This is a genomic window from Streptomyces sp. NPDC090077, from assembly GCF_044747545.1.
In the GTDB taxonomy this organism is placed as follows: domain Bacteria; phylum Actinomycetota; class Actinomycetes; order Streptomycetales; family Streptomycetaceae; genus Streptomyces.
The window spans coordinates 271330-291242 of sequence record NZ_JBIVEG010000002.1 but is presented as its reverse complement, the minus strand read 5'-3'; the positions used below and the strand labels follow the sequence as shown (position 1 = coordinate 291242).

The 19913-nt window shown below is 73.6% G+C and carries 18 protein-coding genes; 7 read left to right on the top strand and 11 right to left on the bottom strand.

Translation table 11 applies throughout. The annotated features are described in order from the left end of the window. Positions 1–18 precede the first annotated feature (18 nt). On the top strand, positions 19–540 hold the full coding sequence (locus ACIPW5_RS05580) for a hypothetical protein (RefSeq protein WP_401240737.1): 522 nt from the start codon (positions 19–21) through the stop codon (positions 538–540). 10 nt (positions 541–550) lie between these two features. Here ACIPW5_RS05580 and ACIPW5_RS05575 read toward each other — a convergent pair whose 3' ends face one another. After that, positions 551–742 (bottom strand): hypothetical protein, encoded by a 192-nt coding sequence (locus tag ACIPW5_RS05575; RefSeq protein WP_401240735.1) that lies wholly within the window; start codon positions 740–742, stop codon positions 551–553. Positions 743–803: 61 nt separating this feature from the next. On the opposite strand from ACIPW5_RS05575, the gene ACIPW5_RS05570 reads away from it, so the two are divergent. Beyond that, a complete protein-coding gene (locus ACIPW5_RS05570; protein ID WP_401240733.1) occupies positions 804–1358 on the top strand; it encodes a GNAT family N-acetyltransferase in 555 nt (184 codons plus the stop codon). Between the two features lie 102 nt (positions 1359–1460). Here the strand turns inward: ACIPW5_RS05570 and ACIPW5_RS05565 are convergent, their stop codons facing one another. The 4 genes from ACIPW5_RS05565 to ACIPW5_RS05550 form a co-directional block, all read right to left on the bottom strand. Then, the gene (locus ACIPW5_RS05565) at positions 1461–2018 is read right to left on the bottom strand and encodes an EF-hand domain-containing protein (protein ID WP_401240730.1); all 558 of its coding nucleotides are present in this window, start codon (positions 2016–2018) and stop codon (positions 1461–1463) included. 72 nt (positions 2019–2090) lie between these two features. After that, positions 2091–3407 carry an MFS transporter gene (locus ACIPW5_RS05560; RefSeq protein WP_401240727.1) on the bottom strand — a complete coding sequence of 439 codons (1317 nt, stop codon included), beginning with the start codon at positions 3405–3407 and terminating at the stop codon, positions 2091–2093. Positions 3408–3452: 45 nt separating this feature from the next. Continuing rightward, positions 3453–3836, bottom strand: coding sequence for a VOC family protein (locus ACIPW5_RS05555; protein ID WP_401240725.1), 384 nt, complete (start codon positions 3834–3836; stop codon positions 3453–3455). 42 nt (positions 3837–3878) lie between these two features. Then, positions 3879–4799, bottom strand: a complete 921-nt coding sequence (locus tag ACIPW5_RS05550; protein ID WP_401240724.1) for an ADP-ribosylglycohydrolase family protein — start codon at positions 4797–4799, stop codon at positions 3879–3881. A gap of 982 nt (positions 4800–5781) precedes the next feature. On the opposite strand from ACIPW5_RS05550, the gene ACIPW5_RS05545 reads away from it, so the two are divergent. Beyond that, entirely contained in the window at positions 5782–6735 is a 954-nt protein-coding gene (locus ACIPW5_RS05545; protein WP_401240721.1) for a pyridoxamine 5'-phosphate oxidase family protein, read from the top strand. Positions 6736–6965: 230 nt separating this feature from the next. Then, positions 6966–10352: a BTAD domain-containing putative transcriptional regulator gene (locus ACIPW5_RS05540; RefSeq protein ID WP_401240718.1), complete on the top strand. Its 3387-nt coding sequence runs from the start codon at positions 6966–6968 to the stop codon at positions 10350–10352. 6 nt (positions 10353–10358) lie between these two features. Here the strand turns inward: ACIPW5_RS05540 and ACIPW5_RS05535 are convergent, their stop codons facing one another. The 4 genes from ACIPW5_RS05535 to ACIPW5_RS05520 all read right to left on the bottom strand — a co-directional run bounded on the left by ACIPW5_RS05535 (position 10359) and on the right by ACIPW5_RS05520 (position 14558). After that, on the bottom strand, positions 10359–11273 hold the full coding sequence (locus tag ACIPW5_RS05535; RefSeq protein ID WP_401240716.1) for a TIGR03619 family F420-dependent LLM class oxidoreductase: 915 nt from the start codon (positions 11271–11273) through the stop codon (positions 10359–10361). 58 nt (positions 11274–11331) lie between these two features. Further along, complete coding sequence (locus tag ACIPW5_RS05530) at positions 11332–12015, bottom strand: hemerythrin domain-containing protein (RefSeq protein WP_401240713.1); 684 nt, start codon at positions 12013–12015, stop codon at positions 11332–11334. Between the two features lie 627 nt (positions 12016–12642). Beyond that, complete coding sequence (locus ACIPW5_RS05525) at positions 12643–14034, bottom strand: hypothetical protein (RefSeq protein WP_401240710.1); 1392 nt, start codon at positions 14032–14034, stop codon at positions 12643–12645. Continuing rightward, entirely contained in the window at positions 14031–14558 is a 528-nt protein-coding gene (locus ACIPW5_RS05520; RefSeq protein WP_401240708.1) for a transposase, read from the bottom strand. Before ACIPW5_RS05520 ends, ACIPW5_RS05525 begins: the two co-directional genes overlap by 4 nt. 236 nt (positions 14559–14794) lie before the next feature. Here ACIPW5_RS05520 and ACIPW5_RS05515 point away from each other — a divergent pair, with 236 nt between their 5' ends. The 3 genes from ACIPW5_RS05515 to ACIPW5_RS05505 all read left to right on the top strand — a co-directional run bounded on the left by ACIPW5_RS05515 (position 14795) and on the right by ACIPW5_RS05505 (position 17269). Continuing rightward, positions 14795–15718 (top strand): D-alanyl-D-alanine carboxypeptidase family protein, encoded by a 924-nt coding sequence (locus tag ACIPW5_RS05515; RefSeq protein WP_401241425.1) that lies wholly within the window; start codon positions 14795–14797, stop codon positions 15716–15718. A 95-nt stretch (positions 15719–15813) separates the two neighbouring features. Further along, on the top strand, positions 15814–16449 hold the full coding sequence (locus ACIPW5_RS05510; protein WP_401240705.1) for an RDD family protein: 636 nt from the start codon (positions 15814–15816) through the stop codon (positions 16447–16449). Positions 16450–16474: 25 nt separating this feature from the next. Beyond that, a complete protein-coding gene (locus ACIPW5_RS05505; RefSeq protein ID WP_401240703.1) occupies positions 16475–17269 on the top strand; it encodes a hypothetical protein in 795 nt (264 codons plus the stop codon). Between the two features lie 29 nt (positions 17270–17298). Here the strand turns inward: ACIPW5_RS05505 and ACIPW5_RS05500 are convergent, their stop codons facing one another. Both ACIPW5_RS05500 and wecB read right to left on the bottom strand, forming a co-directional pair. Then, complete coding sequence (locus tag ACIPW5_RS05500; protein ID WP_401240701.1) at positions 17299–18618, bottom strand: glycosyltransferase; 1320 nt, start codon at positions 18616–18618, stop codon at positions 17299–17301. Between the two features lie 12 nt (positions 18619–18630). Beyond that, on the bottom strand, positions 18631–19746 hold the full coding sequence (gene wecB, locus ACIPW5_RS05495; RefSeq protein ID WP_401240698.1) for a non-hydrolyzing UDP-N-acetylglucosamine 2-epimerase: 1116 nt from the start codon (positions 19744–19746) through the stop codon (positions 18631–18633). Positions 19747–19913: the final 167 nt, after the last annotated feature.

Here is a 19913-nt window from a genome sequence, read left to right as displayed (position 1 = left end):
TGATCTAGGTTGGCGGATGTGAGTGCGCGGGGGCGGAGTTACCGATACGTCGGGCCGGTTGAGCTGAAGGCTGCGGTCCGGCCCGGCAGCGGTGGGTGCCCGATCGGCTCGGCAGCCGACTTTGGCGGTTGGATCGCCGAGCGATCGGCAGCAGAGCTGACCGAACCCTTCACCTTCGTGGTCGGCACGGATGGTGTGCTTCGGCTGGCGCCGCGGCGAAGCGAGCACGTGGCCTGCGCTGGTGGGGACATGGTTCTCAGTGCCGGCGAGATCAGCTTCGTGCGTGAGGCAGACCGGTGGACCGTGGGCGAGGTCAGCAACCAGTCCACCGGATACTGCCCGGACGTGACCTCTTGGCCGGCAGTCGCTCGTGCTCTGGACGCCGTGGACCTTGGGCGGCCCTCCGGCTTCACCCACGAGGTGGTGTTCCGGCGGTGCCCCCACTGCCAGGAGCACAACATCGTGCGCGAGGGCGACTTCGTCTGCGTCTTCTGCGGCAGCGATCTGCCGGCGACGTGGAACGTGGATCCCACCGTGTGACGGCCGAGGGTCACAGCCACTCGTCGACGGCCGCGACGAGGACGGCCGCCTCGTAGCGGACCGCGAGTTCGTCGTACCGGGTGGCGACGGCGCGGTTCCTCTTGAGGCGGTTGATCCCGCGCTCGACCGCGTGACGTTCGCGGTGGTCGACCGGGTCGAAGTGCGGCGGCCGGCGCTCGCGTTCGCCGAAGTGCCAGGTCAAGGGCCATCCAAGGGTGCCTGAGAACCTGGACCCCGCGCGCTGGAACGTGATCGAATAGGGGATGACATCGTTCTGGACCGGTCAACGAGTACGCCTGCGCGGCATCGAGCCCGACGACTGGAGCGCGTTCATGCGCTTCGCCGAGGACGAAGAGCGCCTGGGAGACCTGCTCAACCCGCCCCGCTCTGCGGAGGGCTTCCGTGCCTGGGCGAACGAGCAGGCCGCCGCCAAGTCCGACGGCGACTGCTTCGGTCTGGTGATCGAAGCCATCGACACGGGGAAGACGGTCGGCGCTGTCGGGTCGCATCAGGCTGATGCACGCGCAGGCTGGTTCGAGTACGGCGTCACGATGGAGGCCGGCCATCGGCGCAAGGGCTACGCCTCGGAAGCCGTGGTGATGCTGCTGCGCTACATGTTCGACGAGCGGCGCTTCCACAAGTGCGGAGCGCGGGTCTTCGCGGACAACGAGGTGTCGTTGGCGTTCCAACGGCGGCTCGGCTTCGTCGAGGAAGGCCGCCTCCGCGACCAGGTGTTCTCCGCCGGTCGACATCTTGATGTCGTCGTGATGGGCTTGCTCGCCGACGAGTTCGCCCGACTCCACTCACGGAGCGAATGAGGTTCTACCCACGCTGATGCCACCTGTCGGCGGTCCGGCAGCGCGAGCTGCGCACAGGGCCCGTTCCGGTCCGGGCCGGAGCAGGCCCTGTGCGCCGACGGGTCAGTGCCGGGTGTCGGGGCGGCCCATCCACCAGTTGCCCGGGGCGTCCGGGTCGGTGCTCGACCAGTACTCGACCACCGCGGACTCGAACTCGGCCGGGTCCAGGGTGCCGTCGCCGTCGCGGTCCAGTCGGCCGAACGCCGCGTCCAGGTCCGCGCGGCCGATCCCGGGGAAGTGGCTGCGCTGGAAGGCGTCGAACTCGGGCCTGCTGACCAGGCCGTCCGCGTCGGCGTCGGCGATGGCGAAGAAGGCCCGGGCGAGCGCGCCGACGGTGGCGGCGGCCGCCTCCGGGTCGCCGGCCAGGGCGAGCACGCCGGTGGTGAACTCTTCCTTGGTCAGGCGGCCGTCGGCGGCTCCGGCGTGCTGCGCGTGCAGGCCGTGCCAGATCGCGACGTAGGCGTCGACCATCCGCGTGTGCTCGGCCGAGCCGCGGGCGTGGCCGAGCTGGTCGGCGGCCCGGTCGCCCATGATGACGTGGTCGGCCTCGGTCAGGGCCCCGTCGCCGTCGGCGTCCAGCAGGTCGAAGCCGTGGCTGATCTTCTCGCGCAACATGTCCATGGCGGCGAACGTAGCGCGAGCGCCGCAGGCCGGGGCCGGTTGCTGCCGTGGTGCCACACGATCGGGTGATCGTCAGCGGTCGAGGGACCGGTGGGCGGTCTCCGGCAGCCGCAGGTACACCGCCGACGAGCACAGGCACAGCGCGGCCACGTACCAGGGGAACAGCCCCGGCCGGCCCAGTTCCTGGAGCAGCGTGCCGACGTACGGGGCCGTGCCGCCGAAGAGGGCAACCGTCAGGGAGTACGGGAAGCCGATGCCCGCCGCCCGCACGCGGGCCGGGAAGACCTCCGCGTTCACGGCCGCCGAGACCGAGGTGAAGCCGGTGAGCAGCACCATGCCGGCGCACTGGACGAGCAGCAGGGAGAGGAACGAGCCGTCCAGGGCGCGCAGCAGCGGTACGACGAGCAGGGCGAAGCCGAGCCCGAAGAACAGCAGGGACGGCTTGCGGCCGAAGCGGTCGGACAGCAGGCCGCCGACCGGCTGCAGCAGGGCGAAGAAGGCCAGCGACAGGGTGCCGGCGAGCAGCGCGTCCGTCTTGGCCATGCCGGTCTCCAGCTCGGCGTACGTCGGCAGGTACGAGGTCCAGGTGTAGTACGCGAGGGTGCCGCCGGCGGTGATGCCGCAGATCCGCAGCGAGGCGCGGGGGTGGTGCCGGAGCGCGTCGAAGAGCCCGGGGCGGGGGGCCGCGGCGGGGCGGTCGGCGAGGGTCTCCTCGGCGCCGCGCCGGATCCAGAACCCGGCGAGGCTGAGGACGGCGCCGAGCAGGAAGGGCACGCGCCACCCCCAGCCGTTCATGTCGTCCTCGGGGAGCGCGGCCACGAGCAGGGCGGCGAGGCCGGAGGCGGCGAGCTGGCCGATGGTGGTGGAGACGTACTGGAACGACGAGAAGAGGCCCCGGCGGCCGGGCCCGGCGGACTCCACGAGGAAGGTGGTCGACGCGGCGAACTCCCCTCCGACGGACAGGCCCTGGAGCAGCCGGGCGGTCACGAGGACGACCGGGGAGAGCAGGCCGACGGCCGCGTACGTCGGGGTGAGGCCGACCAGCAGGCTGCTGCCTCCCATGAGCAGGATGGTGACGGTCAGCGCGGTGCGCCGGCCCCGCCGGTCGGCGACCGCGCCCATCAGCAGTCCGCCGACCGGGCGCATGAAGAAGCCGACGGCGAAGACGGCGAAGGTGGAGAGCAGCGGGACCAGGGAGCTGCCGGCGCCGGGCGGGAAGACCTGCCGTGCCAGGTGGGTGGCGAGGAAGGTGTACGCGTACCAGTCGTACCACTCCACGGCGTTGCCTACGGAGGCGGCCAGCAGCTGCCGTAACGGGCGGCGGCTCGGCGGGGCGGGGGTGTCCGGGGTGTCGGGGGTGTCGGGGGTGTCCGTAGCGGTCTCTGTCATGATCACGCTCTGCCCGCCGCGGGCCGTCCCTACGCCGCGCCGGTCTCAGGAGGAGGCCGCCGCGCGCTCGGCCTCGCTGCGCAGGACGCAGAACTCGTTGCCCTCGGGGTCGGCGAGGACGGCCCAGCCGGAGCCGTCGGGTTCCCGGCGGTCGGCGACGAGGGTGGCGCCGAGGCCCAGCAGCCGCCCGACCTCCTCCTCGCGCGAGGTCTCGGGGCGCAGGCACAGGTGGAGCCGGTTCTTGACCGTCTTGGGCTCCGGCACCCGGTTGAAGTACAGCATCGGCCCTTCGGGCAGGATCACGGCGGTCTCCGCGTCGCCGGGCCGGCTCTCCGGGTGCAGCGGAGCCCCGAGGGCCTCGCCCCAGAACCGGGCCAGCCCGTAGGCATCTGCGCAGTCGACCGCCACGTTCTGCACCACAGCAACCATGCCCGGGATCCTGCCCGGAGCTCCGCCCGCCGGGCAAATCGGCTATCCGTACGAGGCCCCGGGCGCGGGCAGCGGCTCGCGGGCCGCGTGCCAGGCGGGCGGGAGGGCCGCGACGCCGGTGCGGGCGGCGATGACCCCGCCGGCGATGGCGCACGTGGTGTCGATGTCCCCGCGTCCGGCGACGGTGGACCACAGGCCCTCGTGCAGGTCGTCGAGGTGGGTCGCCGCGCACCAGAGGGCGTAGGGCACGGTGTCGGGGCCGGACATCCGGTAGCCGGAGCCCAGGACTTCGGCGGCGTGCCGGACCGAGGTGTGCTCCGGCATCCGGGCCGCGATCCGCAGCCCGGAGCGGACGTCGCCGACGGGGAGCCGGTCGGCGACGGCGCGCAGGAAGTCCGGGCGCGCCGGGACCTCGCCGCCACGGCTGCGGACGGCCAGCGCGGCGGCCACGGCGACCGCCACCGCTCCGGCGACCGCCTCGGGGTGGTGGTGCGAGACCTCGCCCTGCCGGGCGGCCTGTTCGGCGACGGCTTCGAGGTCGGCGGCGAGCCAGGCGCCGAGCGGGGCCACGCGCATGGCGGCGCCGTTGCCCCAGGAGCCCTGGCCGCCGAACTGTCCGGCAACCACCTCCCGCCAGGGCTCGCCCGCGCCGATCCGGCGCAGGACGTCGTGCATCGAGGCCCCGTAGCCGCGGTGCGTGTCGGCGGCGTAGGCCTCGGCGAGGCGCAGGGCGAGGCGGTCCTGGTCGACGGTGCCGCCGCCCTCGGCGAGTTCCCGCAGGAGCACGAGCGCCTGGGCGGTGTCGTCGCTCCACCGCCACAGCGGCTCCGGGGGCGGGATCCGCGCCTCCAGGGCGGCCGTGCCCTCGCGGCGCAGCATGCCGAACCAGCGGTCGCCGAAGGCGTCTCCGAAGGCGAGCCCGGCCAGCGAGTCCCGCGCGGCGGGCGGGGGCGGTGTGGTCATCGGGCCATTGTCACAAGGCACCGGCACCCAGGTCACCGCGTTTTCGGCGGGGCCGGGGCGGGGCCGGGCGGGGCCGGGCGGGAGGCGGGCCGCGGCCGTTCAGCCGAGCCCGACCCCGAGGGCGCCGGGCCGGGAGCGCTCCCCGGACCCGGTCGGGCAGCAGACCGTCCGGCCGCCGGCAAACGACCCGGAAGCCGCCCCACCGGGACCGGCCACCCGGGCCCGTGACCGGACCGCGAAGCCGACCGCGGCGCGGGCCGTGACGGGTTCGGCGTCCGGGAGAGTCGGCTCGGGGGCGGCGCCGCGGGGGGGGGGGGGCAGCGCGGGGGCGGGACTGCCGGGGCGAGGCTGCCGGGGCGAGGCTGCGGGGCGACGTAGCCGGGGCGGGGCTACGGGGGCACCAGGGCGGGGACATCAGCGCGGAGTCGGCGTGGGGGTGGCGCCGCCGGGGCGACGTCCCCGGGGCGACGTCCCCGGAGCGACGCTGCCGGGGCGCCAAGGCGGGGACATCAGCGGGGAGTCGGCACGGGGCGGTGCCGCCAGGGCGGGCTGCCGCAGCGCCAGGGCGGGGACATCGGCGGGGAGTCGGCGCGGGGGTGGCGCCGCCAGGGCGGGCTGCCGAAGCGCCAGGGCGCGGGCATCGGCGCGTGGACAGCGCTGCGGGGACACCAGGCCCAGGCGCCAGCGGGGGGACGACGGCGCAAGGACGCCAGCGCCGGGACGCGGCACGCGGCACGCGGCACGCGGCACGCGGCACGCGGCACGCGGGACGCGGCACGCGGCACGCGGCACGCGGGACGGCAAGTCGGCGGCAAGTGGCTGCCAAGGGGGTGCGGGGACCGTTGCGCATCCGTTGTCGGCAAGCGATCCAGGAGCGTCCGGACGTGTCCCCCAGCTGTACTCCCCCAGGCCTGTCAGGCCTGACAGGCCTCCCCAACCTCCCCGGCCCCCTCACCCCCAGCGCCCCCGCCGGAGCGGCGCGATGACGGTACTCGGCTCTGCTCCCCACGAGGTCCTGGACGCCTACCGGACCTGCGAGTTCGTCACCCTGGGCAAGGACGGGACCCCGCTGGCCTGGCCCACGGCCGTCGAACGCCGCGACGACGGGACCCTCCTCCTCACCACGTCGATCGCGTTTGCGCAGAAGGCCCTGAACGTCCGCCGTGACGGCCGGGTCGGACTGCTCTTCTCGGACCCGACCGGCAGCGGCCTCGACCCCGCCCCGCAGGTCTTCGTCGGCGGCCGCGCGCAGTGCCCCGACGCGGTGACGGCGAGTCCGCGGGGGGCCGAGGAGTACTGGCGCAGGCTCTTCGAGCGGCAGCCGCACAGCCGCGCGTACCTCACGCGCCCCATGAGGCCGGTGATGTCCTGGTACTACCTGCGCCTCCTCATCACCGTCGAACCCGAACGGGTGCTCGTCCGGCCTCCCATGGCCGAGCTGCCGGACCTCCCGGTGCCGGCCGCGCCCGCCGGGGCGGCGGCCGCCCTGCCCGGGGCCGCGCAGCTGGCGGGCCTGCCCACCGCCGTCCTGGCCGCGCGCGACGCCTCGGGCGCGCCGGTGCTCGCCCGTACCCGGCCGCGGCCGACGGCGGCGGGCTACCTGGTCGGGGTGCCCGCGGACTGCGCCGTCGAGCCGGGGCCGGCGAGCCTGCTGGTGCACCGGCACGACGAGCGGCTCGACCGCATGTACAACGCGCTCGTACGCGGCGAGCTGCGCCGCAGCGCGGCCGGCTGGATGGTCGTGCCCTCCACGGTGGTCGAACCCATGGGCTCCGGCCGCGCGAGCGACGCCCTGAAGGTGCTGCGTCACACGTGGCGCTCCACCGACCGGTACCTCGCACGGCGCGGCCTGCGCCGGCCGAAGGTCCAGTGGGACCGGTTCCGCGCCCTCGCCGAACAGGGGAAGGAACGGGAGCAGGCACGGGCGGGGCGCTGAGCCGGCCTGCCGAACCGTCACCCCGCCCGGAAGGAACCCGTGCGCACCCTGATCGGCTTCGCCGCCACAGTCCTCGCCTCGCTCCGGCACCCCCCGCCCGCTCCCCCTCCGGGGGCCGGCGCGCCCGCCGGGCGGATCCGTCCGCCGGCGGTGACGGGGGCGCCGCACCACTGACCCGCCGGTCCCCCGGGAGCCCACCGCCCCTCCTCCACCCCTACGATGTTCTTGTCATGATCACAATGAAGGTGCTCGGGCCGTTCCGGGCCGAGGTCGACGGCCGCCCGGTCGACGCGCGCGGCCGGCTCGGACGGATGCTCCTCGTCCAGCTGCTGCTCGCCCGCGGTGCGGTCGTACCCACGGAGCGGATCATCGAGCGGCTCTGGCCGACGCGCGTCCCGCCGAGCGCGCAGACCTCGCTGCACGCGTACGTCGCACGGCTGCGGCGCGCCCTCGAACCGGAACGGGCACCGCGGACGCCCGCGCGCATCCTGGTCAGCGCCCCCTACGGCTACTCCCTCGTCCTGGACCGGACGGCGGTGGACGCCTGGGTGTTCGAGGACCGGGTGGCGGCCTGCCCGGCGGCGGGTGCACCCCCGCACCTGGCCGCCGAGCACCTGGCCCGGGCGCTGGCGACGTGGGGCGGACGGCCGTACGCGGAGTTCGCCGACGAGCCGTGGACCGCGGCCGAGCGCACCCGCCTGGAGGAGCTGCGGCGCGGCGCCCGGGAACGGCTGGCGGCGGCGCGGCTGGCCGGCGGGCAGGCCGCCCAGGCCGTCGCCGAGGCCGGGGTCCTGACGACGGAACAGCCGCTCCACGAGGAGGGCTGGCGGCTGCTGGCCCTGGGGCTGTGGGCCCGTGACCGGCAGGGGGACGCCCTGGCCGCGCTGCGCCGGGCCCGACAGGTCCTCGACGAGGAACTCGGCGTCGAGCCCGGTCCCGCCCTGCTGGAACTGGAGGACGCCCTGCTGCACCAGCGCGTCGAGGTCCTCCACCGGGCGGCACCGGCCCCCGCCCCCGCGCCCGCTCCCGTCGTACGGGCCGAGGAGCCTGCGTCCCCGGCCGCCGTACCCGCGCGCCCGGCCGTGCCGACGGTGTTCGGCGCCGACCGGCTCCTGGGCCGCGACGCGGAACTGCTCCGGTTCGCCGACGCCGCCGACCGGGCGCGCACCGGCGGGGCGCAGGTGGTCCTCGTCTCCGGTGAGGCCGGCATCGGGAAGTCGAGCCTCCTGGAGACCGCCCTGCGGCAGCTCCCCGGACAGGGCTGGCTGGTCGCCTCCGGGCAGTGCCCCGAGACCGAGGGCGCCCCGCCCGGCCGGGCCTGGTTCGACATGCTGCCCGGCCTCGCGCAGGCCGCGCCGCCGGGCGCGTACGCCGACGAGCTCGCCCCCCTCCTGGACCCGGGCACCGCGAGTGCCCCGGGGCAGGCGGACGGCAGCCCGGCACGCCGCTTCCGCCTGCACGGCGCGCTGCTCGGCTGGCTCCGCGACACCGCCCTGCGGCAGCCGCTCGCACTGGTCCTGGACGACCTGCACCGGGGCGACCGGGAGAGCGTCGAGCTGTTCCTGCTCTGTGCCGAACGGCTGCGTGACGTACCGCTGCTCCTGGTGGGCTCGTACCGCACCGGCGAGGGCGACCTGACCGGCGCGCTGGCGCGCCTGGCCGCCCGCTCCCCCGTACGGATGCCCCTCGGCGGGCTCCCGGACGCCGAGGCGAAGGCGCTGATGCGCCGGGTCGCGTCCGGCATGAGCGACCGGGCCGCGACCGCCCTCGCCGAGCGGGCCGGGGGCAACCCCTTCTACCTCCGCGAGAGTTCCCTGCTGCTGGCCGGCGAGGGCGAACAGCAGGCGCTGGCCCGCATCCCGGAGGGGGTCCAGGACGTGCTGCGGCGCCGGCTGGCCCTGCTCGCGCCGACCGCCACGGCCGGACTGCGCCTGGCCGCCGTGGCCGGACGCGAGGCGCCGGTCGCGCTGCTGGTCCACGCCGCGGACTGCGACGCCGACCAGCTCCTCGACGCCCTGGACGCGGGGGTGTCCGCGGGCCTGCTCACCGAGCCCCGGCCCGGAACGGTCCGCTTCAGCCACGCCCTGGTCAGGGACGCGCTGGAGGCCGACCTCACCGGGCTGCGGCTGGCCCGGATGCACTCGCGGCTCGGCCGCAGCCTGATCGCCCTGGGCTCCGACGACGTCGCCGCCACCGCCCACCACCTGCTGAGGGCGGCGACGGTGGTGACCGCCGACGCCGGGCCCGCCGTGCACCACGCCCGGCTCGCGTGCGAGCAGGCCGTACGCCGCTACGCGCCGCAGAACGCCGAGCACCTCCTCGGCGCGGCCCTGGGCCTGCTGGCGGACCACCCGGCCGCGTTCGCCGGCCAGGACCCCGCACTGCTGCGGGTGCTCTTGCTGGGCCAGCTGGTGGACTGCCGGATCCGGATGGGCGCCGTCGTACCGGCCCGGGAGGCGCAGCAGGAGGCCGTACGGGTGGCCCGGGCGGCGGGCCGCGCCGATCTGCTGACGGCCGCGTACACGACCTGGACGGAACCGACGCCCTGGCGGGTGCGCGCGTACGCGGAGTGCGACCCGGAGGCCGTCGAGGAGCTCGGGCGGCTGCTGGAGGGCGGGGGCACGGCCGACCGGGAGCGGTGCCTGCTGCTCGACCAGCTCGCCGACGCGCTCGACGACACGGACCCGCGGGCGGAGGCCGTGGCCCGGCAGGCCGTGGAACTCGCCCGGGCCACGGGCGATCCCCGGCTGCGGGGCCTGACCCTCACCTCGCTGATGCGCCGGATCGACTGCGAACTCGCCCCCGGGGCCTACCGGGAGCTCCACGAGGAGCTGACCGAGGTGGCCGCCTCCCAGGACGGCCCCGAGTACTCCTGGATGAGCGCCTACACCGCCGCCCGGATGGCGGCCGCCCGCAACGACCCGGCGGGGATGGAGGAGTGCCTGCTGCGCGCCGACGGGATCGCCCGCACCTACGAGCTCCAGGGCGCGTTCGCGGTCGCCAGGCTGCGCCGGCCGATGCTCGCCCTGGCCCGGGGGCGGTTCGAGGAGGCCGAGCAGGAGCTCGGGGCGGCGGTGGCGGAACTGCGGGCCCGCGGGGCCGTGGACCTCAGCGGGCTCGCGGGCCTGGCCGTCGGCTGCGTACGGCTTCAGCAGGGCCGGCTCGCCGAGGTCCTGCCGGTCCTGCTCGCGGTGTGGGAGCAGTACCGGCCGCACAACGAGGCCCTGACCGCCCTGGCCCTGCTCGCCGCCGGCCGCCCGGAGGAGGCCCGCGAGGTCTTCGCCCAACGGGCCCCGCTCCTGCCCGACTTCGCCTTCGGCATCCTGGCCGGCCTGCGCGGCACGGCGGCGATCGCCTTCGGCGACCGGGTCACCGCCGGCGAGGTGTACCGGGACCTGCTGCCCCTCGGTGGCCTGGCGGGCGGCGCGAGCAGCCTGAGCCTCGTCTTCCGGCCCGTCGCGCAGACCCTCGGGGACCTCGCCGGGTTCCTGGACCGCCCGGAGCAGGCGCGGGACCACTACCGGGAAGCGCTACGGGTGGCCGCGGCATGGGACTCGGACCACTGGGCGCAGACCGCCCGCACGGCCCTGTCCGGGCTGCCATCTGCGTCCGCGTAGCAAAGGTCAGCTCCCTCCCCACTCGGCCACGAACTCCGCGGCCAGGTCGAGGAACTCCTCCGGGGAGTCCGTGGTCAGCTGGAGGTCCACCAGCACCTCGTCGGTGTCCGCCGCGCACATCAGCCGCAGGTGGTCGCAGATCTGACGCACCGTCCCGCGCCGGTGGGTCTCCCCTGCGGCGGCCTCCCCCGGGGTGACCTCCGCATTCACCCTGAACACCCGGCGCAGCAGGGCCGGGTCCCGGCCCGCCCGCTCGGCCGCCTCGACGGCCACCGCCCACAGCCCGTGCAGGTACGGCAGCGGCATCGAGGCCGCGAGCCACCCGTCCGCCCGCCGGCCGATCCGCTCCAGCGCGAACGGGGTGAAGCCGCCCAGCAGGAGCGGCGGTCTCGGCATCTGCGACGGCTGCGGCAGGACCGTGGACTCGGCGATCGTCCACAGGGGGCCGGCGTGCGCGACCGTCCCGGACCGCCAGACGGCCTCCAGCACGTCCAGCGTCTCCTCCAGCCGGGCCCCGCGCCCCCGCCACGGCACGCCGCAGGCCTCGTACTCCTCCCGCATCCAGCCCAGCCCGATGCCCACGTCGAGGCGGCCGCGGCTGATCAGGTCGAGGGTGGTCAGGGACCTGGCGAGCACCAGGGGCGGCTGCCACAGGGCGTTGAGGGTGCTGCTGCCCAGCCGCACCCGCCGGGTCGCGGCGGCCGCGACGCCCAGCGCGAGCAGCGGGTCGAGATGGGTCCCGTACCGCAGGGGCATCGCCTTGCCCCCCGCATACCCCTCGGGCGGGACGAGCGGCGACAGCAGCCGGTCGGCCACCCAGAGGCTGGCGCACCCCAGCTCCTCCAGGGCGGTGCACAGGGCGGCGGACTGGTGGGGGTCGGCGAAGGGCCCGAACTGCGGGACGGAAAACCCCATGCGCATCGGTGGTGCACACTCATCGATCGGTACGGAACGGCTGAGGGTCCCGGACCCGCCCTCCTCACCCACCCGCCCGCCGCCCGCGGATCCGCACGGTCTCCCGGCGGTACTGCCGCTGCCCCAGCAGCCTCCACACCACCCGGGCCGGAACCGGCAGCCGGGCCAGGAACTCCCGGCGCTCCTCGGGCGAGGTGTCCTCCAGGATGGCGCCCAGCGCGATCATCAACCGCTCCTTGGGCGTCTCGGCCAGCCCCCGCTCCCCGACGGCCCGCCACCGCTCCTCCCCCACGTGCAGCGCGACCAGCGGCATCACCTCCCGCTCCTCCTCGTCGAGGTGGGCGCACAGCTGCCGGTGGTGCCGGCGCAGCGCCTCGGCCAGCTCGTCCCGGTCCTCGGCCAGCGCCCGCTCCCGCCACCGGTCCATCAGCACCTGCACCTCGCCGATCCCGCCGTCGAGCTCACGGTGCTGCGCCTCCATCGCGAGCACCTGCTCGGCATCGAGGTCCAGGTACGGCAGCACGGCGGGCCAGAGCACCTCGTCCTCCCCGGTGTGGTGCGCGTGCAGCCCGACGGCATACTGCCGCCAGTGCTCGGCAAGCACCCGCGCCCGCCCCACATCCCCGGCCCGCACGTCCTGCACGAGCTCACCCAACAACCGCGCCTCACGCCGGAACACCCGGTGGATCATCGCCATCTCCCGCACATAGGGGTGAACGGCGGCATCAAAAACCTCACTCGTGGTCATGCCCCCACCCTCCGCACCCCGATTGCCACCCACTTGCCACCGGCTTGCACGACTCAGGCGCACATCACGGCTGTGCACGCCTCCCGAGCGCCGCCCAGTCCGGGGTGAGACCCACCGCCAACCCCTCGACGACGATCTGCACAGACCCATCCCGCTACGGGTTCCCAGGCCTCCCCTCCGAGGAGCCGTAACCAACCCTGGAAACGTGGCAGCGCGGGCCGCCGTCTAGGGGCTGCCCGCGCCAGTGACCTCAACCATGAACCAGTGAGGTGGGGCTGGTGACAGCCCCACCCTGGACAGGGATGCCACGACGCGCCGAATACGCGAAACGCGGTATGACTCCCGCGATCCCTCTTCCGGCTATCTGGGCGGCACCTGCGGGAGGACAACGACCGGCTTCGCGAGCGCGTCGCCGTCCATGCCCAGGTCAACCACGAGCTCCGTACCGAGCTGGACAGGCGCACCGACAGCACCACCCACCGCAGCCCCGTCCGGAGTATGCCCATCAGGGCCTGGAGGGCGAAGCGACATGACTGTTGAACGCGTTCTGTGAGCGAGTCTTGTTGTCGACCCGTCCTACCAGCTCCATGCTCGGCTTCAGTCTCCTCCGCCGTCACGCAGGCAGTTTCAGCTCAGGAGAGGATTGCCCCTGAGGTTCGCTTCCCCGCACGGCCAGGGGCCCTCGGCCAGGGACCCCAGCGGTGTACGGAAGACCAGGACCTCGTTGTCCAGGGAGACGACGACACGGCCTTCGCTCAGCAGAAGCGAACGACCGATAACCGCTCGGCTGTCATCCATGGCGAACAGCTCGTGTCCGGCGAGATCCGTGTCCACAGCGAGCAGCTTGCCGTCTCGCCAGAACACCGCCGTTCCCTCGCAGTCCATCGCGGGGTAGGACGTGTAGTAACCCGTCAGCGGCGGCCCGTCCACAAGGCTGTTGTCCGGTGCGAGCCGCCGGAAGCGTGACCGCGAAGGCAGGCTGTTTTCGAGCTCCGGGCCGCGGACGCCGCCGTTCTTGTCGACGAGCATTGCCCCATGACTGGCCCAGCGCGCGGTTTCGACGCCGTCCCGGCCGAAGTGGCCGGTCGTGAAGGCACCGTATCCCTGGGATCCGAGCAGGAACTGGCCAGGGCCAGCTATCGCCTTTCGGCCTGTGGGAGCGGGAGCGGTGACCGACACGGTCTCACCACTGTCCAGGTCAAGGAAGAACGTCCTTCCGATGCCACCCCGTGTGTCGGTGAAACTGGCTGCGATCCGGTCGGCCGATACGAGCAGTGGCTCCCAGTGATCAACGCCGATCTCCTCCGGGACCCAAGGTCTACGCGGCCGGATCTCCCACCCGGTCCGGTCCCCCATCTCCACCACGCCCGGGAACGACACCGCACCGAGCACAATCGGCGTGGACCAGATGCACTCCCCCTCTCTCGTGTACCGGGCCACGCGAGGCTCCGGTACAGAGGTGGGTCGGCTGCGTTCCCCACGGACGATGCGGGAGCTGCTGACCCAGGAAATGACGAACCCGTCGTCGAGGAGGACGAATGCGCCGATCTCCTCATCGGCTCGGCACTCCGGGCGGGCGGTGGGCCCAGTGGAACCGTCCGGCAGAACGCCTTCCAGGAGCCGACCGTCGCGGTCTGGGTAGGCGAGCCACAGCACGCCGTCCGTGGCCAGACGGGATCGCGGCTTGCCCGTCCCGGGGTAGGTCCGCTGCCACGTCACCTTGCCTGAAAGGTCGACGCTCGTGATGACGGTCACCAGCGGATTCAGGCCGTAGCCGGTCACGGTCAGTGGCCCGGAGGGGTCGGATGCGGCCACAGCCCAGATCTGGCCCGGCATGGTGAAACGCGATAAGAGGGTCATGCATCGGCATCTTGCCGCATGTCTCCGTCCGCAGCGGTCGACCCTGCGGGCCTCGCGTTCGGTTGACCAGCCCTTCCTGCCTTTGAGCGTCTCTCTTTTGAAGGTCGCGTTGAACGACTCGGCGGCGGCGTTGTCCGCGCTGGACCCGATCGCGCTCATGCTCTGCCGGACACCTGCGGACCTGCGAACCTCAGCGAAGGAACTCCAATCTCCTGGACCATCAAGATCCAAGCCTCTCCGGGGTCAAGGCCCTCCGGGATACCGTCGGTCACCTCGTCGGCACGTTTACGCAGGCAGGCGCGGTGCTGGTGGCAGGTCTTCTCCACTACGGCGGCAAGGTTCTGGAGCAGGTGCCAGGGGTCGGCGACTTCCACGGCAGCGGGCGCGGCTTCCTTGATCGCGCAGGTGTAGGACGAGGCCCGGTCGCGAGAGGTGATCGCGGCGTCTGGGTGCTCGCGCAGCCTGGCGGCGAAGGTCTCGGAGGTACGGCCAGACAGAACATCCACGACGTGGCCGCCCTCCACGTCGACGAGGATGGTTCCGTAGGTGCGGCCTCCTGCGGAAGGCGAACTCGTCGACACCGAGAACCCGCAGAGCTCGCTCCGGCACCGGCGGAGGAACCAGCAGCTCCAGCAGTCGCGTTCGTCCGGCGGCGGCCCTTCCAGAACGAGGCCGACCGGCACCGGTCTTGCGGGCTTCTGGGCTGGCAGGGATCGAAGAAGCCTTCGTGCGCGATCGCAGAGATGGCGGGGGCGTGGGCGTCCCGCTCTGACCCGGCGGCACCGATTCACCGGATCCCGGCGGCTTCGGCTGATACCGACGCCGGGGTCCGGGCGTTCTCCCGGGCGGGGGCGCCCTTCGCGGCGCCTCCCGTCCGTGTTCATCAACACAGTCAAGGAATGCAGTGATCTCCACCCTGATGCGGCGCGCCAAGGGCGCGCTCGCAGTATCCATCGCCGCTGGAGCCCTGGTCACGGCCACGACTCCCGCCCAGGCGGCGCCCGCGCCGGCCATCACCGCGGCCGGCGCGATCGTGATCAACGGCACCAACGGGGCCACGCTCATGGCCAAGGACGCCGACACCAAGCGTCCGATGGCGAGCACCACGAAGATCATGACCACCGTGGTGGTCACCACCCTGCCGGGTCTCGACCTCGAGCAGAAGGTCACGGTCAAGCAGGAGTACCTGGACTACGTCTACCGCCAGGGCGCGAGCTCGGCCCAGCTCAAGGCGGGCGCGACGCCGACGGTCCGTCAGCTGCTGTACGGCGCGATGCTGCCGTCGGGCTCCGATGCCACGTACGCGCTCGCCGACACCTTCGGCGCCGGTACGACCATGGCGGCCCGGACCGGTGACTTCATCGCCAAGATGAACGCCAAGGCGAAGGAGCTGGGTCTGGCCAACACCGAGTACGACTCCTTCGACGGCATCTCGCCGACCGGGAAGAACCTCACCAGCCCGCGCGACCTGGCGAAGCTCACCCAGCACGCGATGACCATCCCGCTGTTCCAGACCCTGGTGAAGACCACCAGCTACAGCACCGGCGGCACCGCCACCGTCGGCGCCTGGAGCAACACCAACCTGCTGATCCAGCCCCGCCCGACCGGTTACGCGTACCCGGGCGCGATCGGCATCAAGACCGGGACGACCACTCCCTCCGGCAAGTGCCTCGTCTTCTCGGTCGTCCGCAACGGCAAGACGATCATCGGGGTCCTATTGAACGACGAGGAGCGGTACATGGACTCCATGGCCCTCTCCGACTGGGCCCTCGGCCCGGCGGCCGGCGCCAAGAACTCCGTCCAGCGCAGCAACACCGAGCCGATCCCCGACCTGCTCGACTGACGTCTGGGAAGCCCCTGATAGTGATGCGGACGACGTGCGTGCGGCTCCGCGCTGCGCACGTCGTCCGTGTTTCCCTCCAACGAAGAGATTTCATCGTGAGCTTCGGCGATCCGAACAACCCGTACGGCCAGCAGCCCCCGCAGGACCGGCCCGGTCACCCGCAGCAGGCCCCGCAGGGCGTGCCGCCCCAGTACGGCTACCCGCAGCAGGCCGCCCCGCAGTACGGGTACCCCCCGCAGCCCCAGCAGCCCCAGCAGCCCCAGCAGCCCCAGCAGCCCCAGCAGCCCCAGCAGTACGCTCCCGCGATGCCCGAGCTGGCCCACTGGGGGCTGCGCGTCGGGGCGGACCTCCTCGACACGCTGATCGTGATCGGCCCGATGTACGCCCTGGGCTTCGTCGACCTCGCCACGGCCGCCGATCCGGACACGGCCGAACCGGGCGTCTTCTTCATCGTCGGCATCGTCTACGCGGTCGTCATGGGCTTCTTCCAGCTGTTCAAGGAGGGCTCCACCGGGCAGTCGACCGGCAAGAAGGTGGTCGGCATCAGCCTGCGGCGTGAGGCCGACGGCAGGACTCTCGGGTTCGGGCTGGCCTTCGTCCGCAAGCTGGCCCACATCCTCGACAGCCTGCCCTGCCACATCGGCTGGCTCTGGCCGATCTGGGACCCCAAGAAGCAGACCTTCGCCGACAAGGTGTGCAGCACGGTCGTCATCCGTGTTCCCAAGCGCTGAACTGCAACGAAGGAAGGGGCTTGCGGTGACGAGCAGGGCGAGGCGTCTGGCGGTAGCGGGCGCGGCGGCGGGCATGGTGCTGGCTCTGACTGCCTGTGAAGGCGGGGCGAGCGGCGCGGGGGGCACAGGGCAGGGAGCGGAGGACGGCGCGCTGTTCGCCGAGTCCGTCCGGTTGTTCCGGGACGCGCCGTCGGTACGGGTCACCGCTCCGTCCGCGGTCGCCCTGGGAAGCCGGGTCGCGATATTCGTCGACCGCGACAAGAACTGCCGCGTGGACGCCCAGAACGGGTTCTTCCGCGTGGTCGTCGAACGCGGTGGCCGCACGTGGGTGCGGTGGAGCGAGGACTACCTCCAGCGGGATGCGCACACCCCCGACGGCGAGCGGCTGGAGAAGGCGCTGAGCGGCAAGTGGCTGGAGCTCGGCCAGGAGGGGCGGATCCGCAAGAGCATGGTCGACCTGTGCGCCTTGACGCCCCTGCGCTCCGTCGCGGACGAGCTGGTGAAGCCCGGCCGGCGCGCCGTCCGTGAGCCCGAGACCACCGAGAACGGCGAGCGGCTCCTCCCGTTGCGCTGGGGCGAGGAGCCCTCCACGGTGACCGCGTACGTCAAGCCCGGAGCCAAGCCCGGCGACAAGGCCTATCCGCGCAAGCTCGCCGTGGACATCGTGGGGTTCTCCCTGACTCCGGTCGACTTCCTGCTCGACGGCTACGGCGAGCCGGTCGCGGCGCAGCCGCCCGCTGCCGCGCTGACCGTCCGTTCGGCGTCCATCGAGGCCTTGGCGGAGAAGCACCTGGCGGTGGGGCTGCACGGCAGTCCCTGAGGGCGGGGACTGCCGTGGGCTCGGGCCGGTCAGGCTTCCAGGGCCACCGGGCCCGTCGTGACGGGTTCCGCGTTGCGGCGGGTCTTGGCCCAGCCGGTGCGGCCGCGGGCCGTGCGGACGAAGGCCCGGGCCGAGACGGCGAACAGGTGGTAGGCGTAGAGCCACAGGGCCACGCCCCACAGCAGTGCCGTCAGCCGCGAGGCGTCCGGGGCGTGGTCGCGGCGGTAGAGCGGGCCCCACGCCACGAACGGGCCGATGGAGAGCAGGGCCAGGGTGAGGGTGAGCGGCCAGAGGGTGAGGAGGCCGAGGCCGCCGAGGACGAGCAGTACGGCGGTCAGGGCCAGGGTCAGCAGGTGGGCCAGGGGCTGGCAGAAGGTGTAGAGCGTCTCCAGTACGCCGCGGCCGCCGTAGTGGCGGGAGGAGACGATGCGCGGTGCGTAGCGCACGCACTGGAGGTTGCCCTGGGCCCAGCGGGTGCGCTGGGTGAGGAGCCGGCGCAGGTGCGGCAGGCCCTCCTGGGAGACCCAGGTGTCGGCGATGTGGGTGATGCGGTAGCCGGCCAGGGTCATGTGGAGGCCCAGTTCGTAGTCCTCCAGCAGCGCGCCCCGCTGCCACGGGCGGCGTTCGGCGTCGGCGATGCGGTCGAGCGCGGAGAGCCGGGTGAACTGGCCGTTGCCGCCGAGGCCCACCGAGCCGGTGCGGCGGCGCAGGAGCTGCATGCCGGCGTTGGAGACGGCGAACTCCATGTCCTGGAGCCGCACCAGGAGGCGGGCGGCGGCGTTGCGGGTCCGGCCGCGGTCGGGCAGCGGGCGCGGGTCGTCGACGTTGCGCATCCGCACGCCGACCTGGACCCCGCCGATGTCCGGGTCGCCGAACGCCTCGGGGCCCGAGACCTGTTCGAGGGCGCGGGGGTCGAGGCGTCCGTCGGCGTCGACGACGCAGACGACCACCCGGTCGTGGGCGGTGCCGTCGGGCAGGAACTCCACGAGCCGGTCGTACGCGGTGTTCAGCGCGTCTCCCTTGCCGGTGCGGGCGTGCGGGCGCTTGCGCTGGATGAGGTGGATCCGCTGGTCGTCCCGGGCGAGGGCGTCCACGACGGGGCCGGTCCGGTCGTCGCTGTCGTCGTTGATCACCCAGACGTGCGCGGCCGGGAAGTCCGTCCGCAGCTGGGTGACGGTCGCCCGGATGACGGCCTCCTCGTCCCGGCACGGTACGAAGAAGTGCCAGTCGAAGGCGGTCGGGTCGCCCGCCTCGGTCGCGGGGCGGCGTACGTACGCGTGGCGGGCGCCGGCCCAGTAGAGCAGGAAGCAGAGGAGGAGGGCGAAGGGGAGGATCAGCAGGGTGTTCACGGTTGCCTTCCGTCAGGCCGCGGCGGCGACGAGTTCGGTGAGGCGGGTGGCGATGCGCCGTGACGCCCGTCCGTCTCCGAAGGGGCTGGGGAGTGCGGCCAGGCGGGCGCGGCCGTCCGGGCCGAGGGCGAGGGCGGCGCGGGCGGCGCGTCCGAGTTCGGGGCCGGGTGCGACCAGGGTGGCGAAGTCCGCCATGGCCTCGGGGCGTTCGGTGGAGTTGCGGACGACGACCAGCGGGCGGCCGAGGACGGTGGCCTCCTCCTGGATGCCGCCGGAGTCGGAGACGAGGAGGGCGGCGTGGCGGGCGAGCGCGAGGAAGCTGCGGTAGCCGAGGGGGCGGGTCACGCGCAGCGGGGTGAGGAGGTGCGTGAGGCCGGCCGCTTCGATGCGGGCGCGGGTGCGCGGGTGCAGGGGGAGCAGGACCGGCAGGTGGGTGGTGAGCGCCGACAGTTCGGTGAGGATCGCGTGGAGTGCGGCGGGGTCGTCCGTGTTCTCCGGGCGGTGGACGGTGGCGAGGACGAATCCGTCCGGCAGCAGTCCGGCTCGCGCGAGGTGCGCGGACCGTTCGTCGGGGTGGGGGAGCTGGGCGCGGACCGCTTCGACCACGGTGTTGCCGGTGACGTCGACGAGGGTGGGGTCGATGCCTTCGGCGAGGAGGTTGAGCCGGTTCTCGGGGGTGGCCGCGCAGAGTACGTCGGCGAGCCGGTCGATGAGGATCCGGTTGTGCTCCTCGGGCATGTTGCGGTCGTGGCTGCGCAGCCCGGCTTCGACGTGGACGAGGGGGATGGCGCGGGCGTTGGCGGCGAGGGCGCCGGAGAGCGCGGCGTTGGTGTCGCCCTGGACGACGACCGCGAGCGGGGGGTGTGCGGTGAAGAGCTCGTCGAGCTGGGTGAGGGCCGCGGCGATCTGGACGGCGCGGGGGCGGCCGCCGATTCCGGTGAGGTAGGTCGGTTCGGGGAGGTCCAGGTCGGTGAGGAAGCGGCCGGAGAGGTCCGCGTCGTAGTGCTGCCCGGTGTGCACGACGTGCGCGGCAGGTCCGAGGAGCTTGATCAGTTCGGTGAGTTTGACCAGCTCGGGGCGGGTGCCGAGGACGACGGCGATGCTGCGCGGCGGCAGGGGGGAGGACACGGGGGCTCCAGCAGGGCGGACAGGTGGGGGCACCTTTCACGGTCGTACCGCCCCGTTGTGCGGATGGTTGGCGTCCGGTTGCTGGAGGGTTGCTTCGTGCGCCGGGCGGGAATCGGGGCCGGAGGTCCCGTCCGGGCGCGGGCCGGAGGTCCTGCGGCGACGGGCCG